Source organism: Sinomicrobium kalidii, from assembly GCF_021183825.1.
Taxonomy (GTDB): Bacteria; Bacteroidota; Bacteroidia; order Flavobacteriales; family Flavobacteriaceae; genus Sinomicrobium; species Sinomicrobium kalidii.
The window spans coordinates 2,882,989-2,895,849 of record NZ_CP089211.1 but is presented as its reverse complement, the minus strand read 5'-3'; the positions used below and the strand labels follow the sequence as shown (position 1 = coordinate 2,895,849).

Here is a 12,861-nt window from a genome sequence, read left to right as displayed (position 1 = left end):
AAAAACGATGTTAATGAAGCGAAAAGCGCTCGATGATCTCTTTTTTCCGGTTCCTGCTGAGCGGTATTTCTTCTCCTGACCTGAGTATCAGTAAAAAGCTATTGGGCTTACTTTTCCGGACTGCCCGTACTTTTTCCATATTCACCACATAGGACTTGTGTACCCTGCAAAAATTCCCGGGCAATATTTTTGCCAACTGGCTGAGGGGTTTATCATATAGTTTTGCCTCTCCCTTCAATAGGTGAAGTTCGGCATAAATACCGGCAGCTTTTATGTACTTTACACTCGCTGTTTCTACAAATTCCAATCCTTTCCGCGCTTTGGTTACCAGGCGTTTCAGGTTTCTTTCGCCGGGAGGGACTCCTTCGAGATAACGGCTTATGGCTTTGGCTATGCGTTCTTTTTTAAAAGGTTTGCCTATAAAATCTACGACACCGTACTCAAAAGCCTCTATGGCCCGGTCGGTATAGGCAGAAACCACAATGGTATGGAAAGCCCCCGCCACAAATTTTTCCAGGACCTCATATCCGTCCCTGCCGTGCAGGTTCAAATCGAGAAAAAGGAGATCGATTTTCCTGTTGTTTAAATACTCTTCCGTTTCTCCCAGGGTATACACACAGTCTATCTGTACAGGTCCGGACATGACTTCCCTGATAAACCGTGCCAGGCGGTTGGAAATAAGCACTTCGTCTTCACAGATCAGGATACGTATCATGAAAATATTTTTATCACGGACACCCAGCCACCGGAACAGGGGGAAGAAACGAAATCGTAGTTTTCACCGTACGATTCTTCCAGCCTGGAGATCACATATTGCAGCCCCATGCCTTGAGCAGTATTTTTATCCGTAATTGTCCCGTCATTGAACACTTCATACTGCCGGAAGGCCTTGCTCTCTTTTTTACTTATTCTGAAGTTTCCGGTCTCCCCGTTTTCATAGCCGTGTGTAATGCCATTCTCTACGAGTGTCAGGAAAACACCGGGCGGAATGCGGTCTGCCTCATCCAGGTTTACGGTATCCAGATTAAATTTTATGTTCTTCCTTACGGCCATAATGCCCAGGTAGTGGTTTATCAGTTTCAGTTCGTCCCGTATCCTTATGAGCTTTTTATGGCTTATCCTGGAAAAAAGCTCAAATTCTCCCGACAGGTCATCTACAAAATTACCGGCTTTAACCGGGTCGGTCTCAATAAGTTCCTGTAATGAAGTTAAGGAGTTGAACAGGAAATGCGGCTGGATACTTTTTTTGAGCAACTGGTTTTCCAGCCGGGACGACCGCAATAATGCCTGCTTGTGTTCCCGGTTTTGCCTGGAAAGTTCGATCCCGACGGATAAAAACATACAGAAAATAAAGAAAATGATCCCCACAAAATAGCCATACGGCATGTATCCGAATCCCCGGAGTAAAACACAGGTGGAAAAGCCAAGGACGCCGACAAGAATAACCCCGACATCCCTTTTATTTCTCCAGGCCCACAAAGTTTGCAAAAGTGCAATGCCCAGGCCGATGGTTATATAAACACCTTCCTCCAACAGGAAAAAGGAAAAGAAAGTAATCCCCGAAAGAACCGCGATACTGTATTTTTTATGCGGCAGGGCAAAATGATACATCAGGAATATTTGTAATGACAACATCCCCAGAAGAACCGAAAGATAAATATAGTGTGCTGCCGTAAGAGGAATGAACGGGACGAGCTTTTCTCCTTCCGGAAAGGTCTTGAGATAAATCTTGAAAATGTGAAAGAGGCAATAAAAAGCAAAAAATAGATAGGCCGCCCTTTTGTGATAACCGAAATACAAGGCCAGGTTAAAACAGATCGCAGTCCCCAGAACGGACACGATAATCAGAAAACTTTCGTGCGGATCAAAAAACATCATAAGTTTGTAACTGATCTGTATTCATAGCCGGAAAAGGTGCCCGGAGTTTCCACTTTCACAAAGGGAAACCATACTGCGGAACGTACATAGTCCGGGCAACTCTCTTTTCAAAGATAATTGAAAATCAATCACAACATACGGGAATAAGTGATCAATCCCAAAAGTTACGGGTAAAGTCTGATTTCAGATATGAGACATATGACCTCAGACGCAGGAATTAAAAATAGTTGCAAGCCGAAACGGAACCGGGATTTAAAGTAATGCAACCTGCGATACGTAACACCCTTTCATTTCCGGATCAACAGTTACAATAATTTTTGCATCATCCTCAACTTTTTAAGACGGTAACCGAAGACAACGAAGAATTTTACCCGGGACGGAAAAGACAAAAGCCCTCCGGAAAACTTCGGAAGGCTCTATCTGATTATGAAAAATATTTATCACTACTCAACCAGGGTAGTCATGCGATCGTAAATGTACTAATTTCTTTTTCATTTCTAAAATTTTTAACAAAACATATTTTTCTATATAAAAAATAGTACTTATACCTGCAATCCATACTACATTTATTGTAATTTAAAAGTAATCGGAATACTAAAGGGAACACGAACCGCCCGGCTTCCTTGTTTTCCCGGGGTCATTTTCGGCAGTTTGTTAATTATGCGTTCCGCTTCCTTTTCCAGGCTTTGATCCGGGCCCCGCATTTTCACTCCGGTAATATTACCTTCCTTATCGATGATAAAAGCCACATATACCTTTCCTTCTATCCCTCTTTCCTGTGCCGGTTCGGGATAGTGAAAATTCTTCCTCACGTGCGATATCATTTTTTCCTGGAAACATTTCAACTTGTCCTCCGCATCTTCACAGCCGGGGAACACCGGCACGTTCTCGACGAGGGTAATGGATATTGTTTCATCGGGATTCACCTCATCAGTCACCGGAATATCGTCTATATCTACCGGATCGTCCAGGACATCATCAGAAGACATTATCGGGGATTCCTTCTTTTCCGTATCATTATCTTCGGGTTCAAAATCAGGAGGGATAACAGCCGGTGGCGGTGGTGGCGGGGGCGGTGTATTCAAGTCAATTACAGGGACCTCTTTTTCCCCGGGAAAATCTTCAACGGGGGTTACCGGGGTAACGAATTCCTTTTTATCGTATTTTTTCCATTCCAGCCCTTTCCAGGAAAGGAACAGCACAACGGCCATGCCAAGGGCAAAGAACAGTCCGCTGTTCCTGGCCAGGTCGGCTTTCGGGTTTTTCTTTGGTATCATATGCTAAAGTTTAAGGTTAATGATGAACTGCAGGTGAAGCACCACTTTTTGCAGTGTTTGTTTCACCGCTTCAACAACTGTACCACAGCCCGGTTCGAAAAAACTTTAACACCTATAACATACTGTTTACCAATATCATATCATTCATATTTAGCCTGAAACAGATCAATCCCGAAAGTTGTGGGCATGGTTTGATTTCGGATATGAGACCTAAGCCTGTTAAGTCACAGGACTTAAATTGTTGCAAGCCGAAATGGAACCGGGATCAAAAATTGTGGAGCCTTGAGTCGGGAAATTATCAGATGTTGCAGGTTATAGGAATGAGCATGCCTGAATAACGTGAATAATGTTTAAACGCTATGAATCAAAAGCATTTCAAAATTACACCCCTTGTTTGTGCCGTCAAACAAGCTCCTCCCTTGAGATGAAGGGAGGTGGGCAGACTTCAGTCTGGTCGGAGGGTTTGAAATCCCAAGCCATTGGAAAAACACAAAAAATTAGAAGTATGCCCGGGATTTGGGACTGGTCAAACTCCCCGTCCGGCAAGCGCCCCCTCTTCTCAAGGCCTGTGCTGAGCGAAGCTGAAGTAGGAGGAGTTTTTTGCTTATCCATTATCCACGTTAAATAAGGTTGTCCTTTTCGAACATGTGAAAGAGCCTGTTTTTCATTTCCGGATTCGCACGTTACGGTAATTTTTGTGTGATCACTTTTTAGCACAATCTCTATAAACACGGGCAGGAACATCTTGAAAGGCACAAAAAAAGCCTGTCTAAAACAAGACAGGCTTTAAAAGTTTATATCGGTATTATATATTATTGCAACCTAAAAGTAATCGGAATACTAAACGGAACCCTTACCGCTCTGCCCCTTTGTTTTCCGGGGGTCATTTTCGGCAGTTTGCTTATGATCCGCTGCGCTTCTTTCTCCAGATTCTTATCCGGTCCACGCATTCTTATATTGGTAATACTTCCGTCTTTATCTATGGTAAACATCACTGCTACCCTTCCTTGCACACCCATTTCCTGGGCGATTTCCGGGTAACGGAAGTGTTTACGGATATGTTTTTGCATCATTTCCTGGAAGCAAGCCCTTTTATCCTTGGCATCTTCACATCCGGGAAATACAGGAACGTCTTCAATCACCGCAAAAGGTACATCCACATCTACCGGTTCTTCCACCTCTTCAACATCTTCCACTTCGATCACTTCATCCTGACTGGTTTCGGTAGATTCTATCACTGTTTCCTCTACTTCCTCTTCGTCTTCAACCACTTCAATCTCTTCGGGAGCGGCCGGTGGCGGTGGCGGTGGCGGCGGTGTCTTCAGCATTTCCGTAATCGGAATCTCTTCCTCCAGTTCTTCATCTACATCCATCTTATAATTGAATGCTTCATCCTTGTCATACTTTTTCCACTCCAAACCCCGCCAGGTGAGAAACAACACTAAAGCCAACCCTATCGCAAAATAGAGGCCGCTATTCCTGGTGAGATCGGCTTTTGGATTCTTTTTAGGTTTCATTGATTCAAATTTTATCGTTTGGTTTACTTTTTATGGTCGTCCGTCATGAAAGTAACCCATTATGGATACTTTATCCGGTCACATCTTCCTTCCCGGTTTATTTACCGGTCGCTAATTTAAATATTTATTTGAATTGAAAGCAACTAATTTGCCCTTTTTGTCGTTTTATTTATGGCTTTTATAAGAATAACCGTAAAAATACCACATATTATTCCCGCCGTATTGGCCAATGCATCTTCAATATCTCCCGCACGGCCGTAATTCATCGTATATTGTAATACCTCAACAATTATACCATAAACGGCCGCAAGCACAAAAGATAAGGCCAGCGCCTTGTAACTTATGGTATAAAACGGGTTTTCCTTACAAAAAGCACCGTACCACAATATAAAAAATACATAGTAAAATACAAAGTGGACTATTTTATCCAGATGAGGGAAGGATATCCCGGGCAGCCCGGACGAGGGCATCAGGCTCAGGGTAGTGACGGTAAGGACCCACCCGATCGCGAGCACCAAAAATACCGTTCTCCTATGCGCCAACCAATTCTTTGTATGCCTCACTGCTCAACAACGCTTCCACCTCTGCAGGATTATTAATCTTTATTTTTATCATCCAACCATCGTTGTAGGGATCGGAGTTCACTTTTTCCGGTTCTTCTTCCAGTGCGGTATTGAACTCAACGATTTCCCCGGAAAGCGGCAAAAACAGATCTGATACTGTTTTTACGGCCTCTACCGTACCAAAAACCTCATCCTTTTCCAGGGTTTCGTCCAGGGTCTCTACTTCCACATAAACAATATCTCCCAACTCGCTTTGTGCGAAATCGGTAACCCCTACAGTAGCGATATCGCCCTCTATCCTGACCCATTCGTGGTCTTTGGTATACTTTAATTCAGATGGTATGTTCATTTGGTAACGTATTATATATTATTTTGCGACAAATGTAACTTTTAAAGTATTTTAATCCAAAACTTAACTGCGTTAAAAATATTCAGGGGGCTAAAAGTTGCAGGTCGCGGCTTGAACCGGAAACCTGAAATCACATCACTCCTAATTTCCAAAATTATAACGCAATGTTATACCGGATCGTATAGTGGTCTGCGGATAGGCTGTGGAAACCGCATATTTGGAGAACGTATGGTCGTAAAAGAACAATGTGGTAAAGTTTTTGGTAAGTGCATAATCGGCCGTAAACCTTATGCTCCAGATGGTCTGCCCGGAAGTCACCTGGTTGTTGTCCAGGTCAAGGTTCCTGATGATGGTAATATTATCCCGCAGGGAGAGGTCGGCCTTCAGGTTAATATCTCCTTTCAGGGTTTGTCGCGTTCCGCCTATACTGGTGGTAAAGGGTACCTCCTTGAACCTGTATCCCAGACCGAGGATATATTCTTTCCCGACGGTCTCGGTAAGCAGGTTGTTGTCGAAACTGAGTGACAGCGCCCGGTCTTTCTTTATTTCGGCCTGTACGTTAACAGAGTTTTTCATTTCAAAATCCACACGGACAAGGGGATTGAACTGCTCTACAAGAGTGGCATTGGTATAGAGCAACTCATTCATAAAGTTGCCGGACTGATCAATCTTGTCCGGATTCTGCCTACTGTATTCCAGATTTGACCGGAACGAATTGACGCTATAACTGGCCCTGTACCCGTGTCCGAGAGAAAACCGCCTGAAGCGGTTCTTAAACCAGTCCAGCCGCATAAGCCCTGTATATTTCAGCGTCCAGTTAGGAATAGGCACATCCCGGAATGCCCCCAGGCTGATCTTGTCCACACTTTTACCGGTATATGCCGCGAGGAAGGCAGGTAGTAACACCGCCTGATTATTTTTTCCGTATCCCTTGGGATAACCTTCATCGTCCAGGTTATCCGGATCGTTAAGATCAATTCCCCGTTGCGTTGCGAGGCGATCGGCCACCGCCCGGCGGTTTTCCCTGAATTTTTCGAAAGTTTCCGAATTGACCTCATCACTCTTGCTGAAGGCCGATTTAATAAGCACGGTGGATATGGAAAAATCACCGTATTTATTCCCCAGAAGGCTTTGGTATTCCAGATCATCGGTCACTTCAAAATTTTCCGTATAGCTGTCGGCATACTGGCGGTTGGCTACCAGGTCTATGGTAAGGTCGGGAGTGGGCTCCAGGTTGGCCGTGATATTCAGTTGTGTACTGTTCCGCTCCATATACTGCTGGTTGAGTTCCGGAAACTGCGTAAGCCATCCTTTTCTCGCGGCTTCATAACGTATGTCGGACTGGCTGCCGAACACAAAGCCCCAGGATGGCCGGAGCGTTCCTATAAAACCAATAGACTCGGTATATCCCGGCAACACCTTACCCCTGTTATCCGTATAACTTACATCGATGCGTTTTACCATGGTAAGCAGATCGAGAGCTGCGTTGGCCAGCCCGGATTCTTTCTTCTCCGTTTCTTCTTCCGCAGTGTCCGCACCCAAGGCATCAGGCCCGGCCCTTCGTCTTCGCGGAGCAGCCTGCTGTTCCTTTTTGAGCCCGAGATAATTGTAGAAACGGTCCATGCCCATGGACGCGTTAAGCACATGGGTAGAAGCATTCTGTACGGTATTCACATTCCCCTCGGCTATCTCGTTGATCACGTCATTCCCGCGTTGCCAGTCAAAATCTCCGGTATAGGTATAATTCGCCTCAATAAAATTGAGGAAGGGTATTTTACTGAAGGGCAATTCATAATTTATCTGTAACTGCTGGGTATGCCTGTTGGGGTCTCCCGTATTCCAGAAACCGTCCCAAATGCTAAAGTCTTCACGTATAATGGTATTATCATCTTCGTCTTTATCATAATAATTACGGACGATATTGTAATTGGAGGCCGTAAAGTTCAGGCGCAATGACTTGGTAATATTATAATTGATGGTGTACTGCCAGTCGAAAAGGAAATTCCGCTGTTGCAATGTGGGCAGGCCGAGTTGTTCGTCAGAATCCACACCATCTACCCGAACCGCCCGGAATTGCTGTTCGTTAAAAGTCCTGGTGATGTTCGAATTGACCGAGATGTTGGTCGGCAGCGGATTGAAATTAAAATCCTTGAGCCACTGCCAGTACCTGCTTCGCAATATGGAGTCGGATTTTTTGAACGGCGCCACCTCGGCGGGCTTAAAATTATAATTATACGTAAACCCGGTCCTGATATTCTGGTCGCGCAGATTTTCGACTTCAAAATCCCTGTGGTTCATCTCATTATACGAATAATTAAACGTGAAGTTCTCTATATCGTAGACCCGCTGTTTCTGTTCTTCGCCTCTGTTTTTCCGGACCCCTATCAAATTAATACTTCTCCGCTTCGTATAGTCTTCCGCCCGGGTTCTAATGGCATCTTTTTCATCCTGTGTGGCTGCTGCATCTATTCTGTCCTGCAACTTGAGGTCTTCATATACCGGATCGAATTCCGGGGTAATGAGCTCTTCGGAGACGCTGTAATTAAACGGGATCTGGATGCCCCAGTTCTTTGGCATGAGCTGTCCGAAATTTACATTGGTGTTAACTCCGTATTGCACCACATCTTCCCGGTTTCTTTCATTGGGCCTTTGGTCTATGGCACCGAAACCCGAAGTACTCATGCTTCCTGTGGCGGAGACATTGGCAAAATCGGCCACGTTGGCATCTACCTGTGCTATGGCGGCCCATCCTCCTTTATTGTCTAGTTCAGACAGCCGGAGTTCATTGAACCATACTTCACCACACATGCGGTTACCCGCAACGTTCTTCACCCCGACCATAATGGCCCGGATACTCCCGAGAGAGGGGTTTCCCTTGATCCCCAGCCTGAGTTCTCCGGATTCCCTGGGGTCGAATTCTTCAACCTGGTTTCCTTCTTCGTCGTAAAACACCAGTTCCGAAAGTGTGGAATTGGCAATTCCTTCCGATTTTATTTTGGAGAAGATGCTCAGCGGCACCTCCATATTGTTGATATCGGGCCAGACTTCTTCAGAAGTAGACGCTCCGGGGCGGGTTACTTCCAGGGGAACCTCCACCTGATAAAAGTTTTCCGAAAAGTCAGTTCCTATACGCAGAAAAGCCACGAGTTCGCCATCTCTTAACGGATTGTTCTTATAGGCTTCGGCATGCAGGAACATTTTCAGTCGTTTATATTGCCGCATATCCATGTCCACATTTTTGTACACCGCCCTGGAGTCTTCCGCTTCCAGACCGCATACGGCAAATGACAGGGACTGTTCGTTCTGCCGGACTACCATATTGTTGTTGGTGAGCTGTTCACGCACTACCCCGGGAGGGAGCCTGTAGGGAATCGGTCTGCGCTGTTCGTTTTCTTCGATATTGACCGTATTCACCTCTACCGTAGTACCGTCGTCAGTAGGGTCGGAGTCCGTTTCGGGCCGGAGGCTCCTGGTATACGTCCGCCAATCGCCCCTTACCAGGTCAAGGGTCCCTAAACGCAATACGATATCTTCACTGAATCCCGTCAGGTACATCCGCATGAAGCTCATGGAACGAAAATCGGAAATACCGCCCACGGCATTGTCAAATTCCTTAACGGGTATCTTGAATTGTATCCATCTTGCACTTACCATTGTGTTATTGGGCATTTTCCGCTCCACTTCCTTTATGTCGGAAACGTACCGGTCTGACCGCTGAATATTCGGTTTTATGGGGATGCGGTATTCATAATAGCTGTTTATGGTATTCATGGTTCCGTCTCCGTTGACATCTTCCACATCGGGCTCTGTTGTAGACCCCCGGTTATTATTGCCCACATTTACCGGCGAGTTGCCCTGGGGATTATTGTAGTTCAGATAACGGTCCAGGATACTCCCGCTGGCACTGATGTAATATTCGTAATTGTCCAACGCCGGGTCTTCCCCGGAATTGTTGGTGAAAATCGTCGCTTCCGCCGCATCGTCCATACCGTCCAGTCCTATATCCTGCAGTGCCCGGTTCTGCGTTTCGGCATCAAAGGCATATACCAGCGACTGTGCGGAAGGCACCTGCCCCCAGGATGTTTCCGACACCAAATCGGTACTTCCCACACCCGGAAGGCCGTTCTCGTATTGTTTTTTACCGTCTTTAAGTATATCTTCGGAAATATTACCGAGGTTGAACACCAGTTCCCCCCCGTTACCCTCCGTACCTTCTACATAAGGGTCCATTACCCAAAACTGGATATATTCCACATTGCCCTGTTCAAAGTTGGTACTGGAAAGTCCGCGCATAATACCGCCCCAGCGTTCTTCCGGGATCAGGTTCTCAAAGTCGGTTTCGGGGTTGTTGTTATAGGGTCCCTTTCTATCGGGGTAATAAGCAAGGTCGAGCGTAGACTGCACCGTGGTCTCTCCCTGGGACAGGTCCACTTCGGGAAATATCTCGTCGATGTATATCCGCCGGGTCTGGTTGGTTGAAATATCGTCGTTACTTATCCCCGACGGTCGTTGTGAGGTGTAAAATATCGGATCTATGGTGTACCAGGCCATTTTTGATCGCTTGTATCCGTTCCTCAGGTTTTCCGGGTCGTCGGGAGAACTTCCGTACAGCTCTTCCCCCGGAACGAATTCCAGCGGTGTACTGGCCAGTGACCATGCCAGCGGCGCCCGCATGTCAATAAGGGTTTGCGCACCTTCAAAGTCATCTACATAAACCGTGGTTTCACCGTCAAAGTTATCGTTCTTGGGCGAACCGGGAAGCAAATAGGCAAATTCTCCCCTTACCGACAAGTTAGAGGGTGCATCAGTATCGATATTCGGCAATTTGTTTACCCAACGGGTCAGGAACGGGAGTTCAGTAGAAAAGTTCCCGTTAATACCGAAGATGGTATTGTTCACGGGTTCGAGCCCGTAACTGGCTTTTTGCGTAAGGGGCTTTTCGCTCATGTTCAACAGCGTTGCGCCGAGCATTAAGTTCTTATTGAACTGGTGTTCTATGTTAATCCCGGCAAACCTGCGGGTCTGCCTCCCGAATATGGCATTGTTTTCCACAGAAACCTCAATGGGAACATTAGAGGCCTTGAGACTTTCGTCAAGGATATGCACGGTTCCTGTCTGGTAATTGACCGTAAAATCGATACCTTCCTGAAGTCTTCTCCCGCCGGCAGTGACTTTTACGGAGCCCTGGGGCACATTGAAAGCCCCGATGGGAATACCGTCCCCTCCTTCAGATTTATACTTTCCCTTGAGCTGGAATTTATTCTTGTCACTGTCTTCAAGTGCTGCTGCTTTGGTGAGTTCATACATGTTCCGGAACACGTATTTCTGCTGGTTGGGGTTATAGGAGTCCGGCTGGCTATAATTACCTCCCCCGAGCACTTCGTGCAGGAATTCCCCGAAAGGTTCCACCTTGGTAAATATGATCCGCCCGGTTTGGGGGGCAATGGTTATTCCCGGCTGGTAATCAAAAAAACCGTCGCCACCGTTCTGTGGATCGTTATAAGCATTGAGGCGGTCGAAATTAAACACATCCAGGAGTATCCTGTCCTGCAGACCGGAAGGCCATGAGGATTCGTCCACAGGTTTTATGTAGTTTATGGGCGAAGGGTCGGTATAGAGGATATTCAGTTTAAAATCTTCCTGGCTGAGCTGGTATGCCCCGGTGGCATAAATGTTTTTCATCATCAGGTCCCATATGGGATCGGACACATTGGTGATATTACTCTTCAGCAGTTTTACGATCAGGCTCTGGTTGTTTACGGCTATGACCTGTCCGTTGGTTCCCGTTTCATACTCGGTAGCATTGACACCGTCATTGGCAAATTCCCCCACCTGGTAGGCTTGTCCGCGATACGTATACTGATAGGCTACCGCAAGGACTTCGTCATTGCTGAGCCGCTGGTTAAGGGAAATATATCCCAGTTGGGCATTCAGGGTAAAATCGGTTCCCTGCACCAGTTTCTGGGCATTCTCGAGAATGGCATAGTCGTATCCCTGGTTAACAATGGAACTCAGGGGACCAAAACCCGACTGTACGGTAGCAACGTCACGTATCTGTTCGGTAAGCACGGAGGTTCCCCCTATTTCCCTCGGATCATAATCATTCGCCCCGTTTCTGGGCAGTAATCCTCCCGTTCCGGCATTAAAGAACCCGGGCGGGGCATTGGTATTGATCCGGGTATTCAGGGGGTCGACTTCGCCGAGGTCCTGTATACCCACAATGTTCCTTATGTTTTCCGTTCGCTGGCCCCGGTTGGTCACCCAGACCTCTATTCTCGTAATTTGTACCTGGCTATTGATGAAAGGATAATTTTCCAGGGCCTGGTCATACTGGTCACGAAAAAAGTGGGAGAGAAAAAAGTGGCGGTCTTCGTCATAATCCAGTGCGAAGAGTTCAAAATCATCTACAGTCCCGCCGCCCTGGGCCACTACCGACCTGGTTTCAGAACGCTGCTCGGAAAACACGCCGGTTACACGGGTTTTCCCGAATTGCAATTCGGTCTTTACTCCAAACAGGCTCTGGGCCCCGGTGATCAGGGAACTGTTGAGCGGCATGCTCACATTACCCACTTCTATTTTCCGGATAATGTCGTCCTCGGTCGGGGTATACTCCAGCTTAATAAGGTTCTGAAAATCGAAGGTGGCCTGTGTGTCGTAATTGGCCGTAACGGATAATTTTTCACCTACCTTCCCCAAAAGGCTCATGCTGATCCTCTGGTCGAAATCGAAGGTTATGGAACTTCGGTTTCTCGGTGAAAAGGAAGGATTATCATTCTTGTTGTACAATATGCCCAGGTCGACGGCTACCGATCCCTGCGGGACGATATCAATGTTAGTCCCTCCGAAAATGGATTCGAAAAAGCCGGAATTCACATAGAAATTGGGCAAGAGGTCTTTCTGTGCTTCCTCACTGCCTTCTTTCCGCCCGGAAATAGCATCCGTCTTCTGCTTGAAATAGCTTTTCATGCCCTCCTTACGAACGAGCTCACGAAATTCTTCAGGGGTAAGAATAACAGGATGGTCTATATCGAAACCGTCTATGGATTCCGAATAGATATACATGTCCATAACCGGATCATAGGTATACTTCGAAGAAATACTTCCCGGGTTTTTCAACCTTATTTCTCCGGGCACACCTCCGGTTTGTACAGAGTCCTGTGATTGGGTATCCGATCTTTCCTGTGCCAGAGAAACCGTAGCACAGAGTAAGAAAAGGGGCCAAAAAAAAACTCTTAACGGTGTATATGTTTTTTCCAGGTTGGTAGTTGTTTTCAAAA

Annotated in this window: 7 protein-coding genes; all 7 read right to left on the bottom strand. The window is 46.3% G+C overall.

The window, feature by feature from the left end; translation table 11 throughout:
• Nucleotides 1–10: 10 nt before the first annotated feature.
• Nucleotides 11–715 (bottom strand): LytR/AlgR family response regulator transcription factor, encoded by a 705-nt coding sequence (locus LS482_RS11555; protein ID WP_233027688.1) that lies wholly within the window; start codon nt 713–715, stop codon nt 11–13.
• On the bottom strand, nt 712–1,878 hold the full coding sequence (locus LS482_RS11550) for a sensor histidine kinase (RefSeq protein ID WP_233027687.1): 1,167 nt from the start codon (nt 1,876–1,878) through the stop codon (nt 712–714). The genes LS482_RS11555 and LS482_RS11550 overlap by 4 nt, the downstream gene beginning before the upstream one ends.
• Nucleotides 1,879–2,444: 566 nt before the next feature.
• On the bottom strand, nt 2,445–3,155 hold the full coding sequence (locus tag LS482_RS11545) for an energy transducer TonB (RefSeq protein WP_233027686.1): 711 nt from the start codon (nt 3,153–3,155) through the stop codon (nt 2,445–2,447).
• Nucleotides 3,156–3,967: 812 nt separating this feature from the next.
• Nucleotides 3,968–4,672, bottom strand: coding sequence for an energy transducer TonB (locus tag LS482_RS11540; protein WP_233027685.1), 705 nt, complete (start codon nt 4,670–4,672; stop codon nt 3,968–3,970).
• Nucleotides 4,673–4,815: 143 nt separating this feature from the next.
• Nucleotides 4,816–5,214, bottom strand: a complete 399-nt coding sequence (locus LS482_RS11535; protein WP_233027684.1) for a VanZ family protein — start codon at nt 5,212–5,214, stop codon at nt 4,816–4,818.
• Complete coding sequence (gene gcvH, locus LS482_RS11530; RefSeq protein ID WP_233027683.1) at nt 5,204–5,584, bottom strand: glycine cleavage system protein GcvH; 381 nt, start codon at nt 5,582–5,584, stop codon at nt 5,204–5,206. Before gcvH ends, LS482_RS11535 begins: the two co-directional genes overlap by 11 nt.
• Before the next feature lie 141 nt (nt 5,585–5,725).
• Complete coding sequence (gene sov / locus LS482_RS11525; protein WP_233027682.1) at nt 5,726–12,859, bottom strand: T9SS outer membrane translocon Sov/SprA; 7,134 nt, start codon at nt 12,857–12,859, stop codon at nt 5,726–5,728.
• Between the last annotated feature and the right edge of the window lie 2 nt (nt 12,860–12,861).

Bases quoted from the DNA above. Each gene is read 5' to 3' on its own strand.
- LS482_RS11555 (WP_233027688.1), bottom strand. From the start codon at position 715: ATGATACGTATCCTGATCTGTGAAGACGAAGTGCTTATTTCCAACCGC.
- LS482_RS11550 (WP_233027687.1), bottom strand. From the start codon at position 1,878: ATGATGTTTTTTGATCCGCACGAAAGTTTTCTGATTATCGTGTCCGTT.
- LS482_RS11545 (WP_233027686.1), bottom strand. From the start codon at position 3,155: ATGATACCAAAGAAAAACCCGAAAGCCGACCTGGCCAGGAACAGCGGA.
- LS482_RS11540 (WP_233027685.1), bottom strand. From the start codon at position 4,672: ATGAAACCTAAAAAGAATCCAAAAGCCGATCTCACCAGGAATAGCGGC.
- gcvH (WP_233027683.1), bottom strand. From the start codon at position 5,584: ATGAACATACCATCTGAATTAAAGTATACCAAAGACCACGAATGGGTC.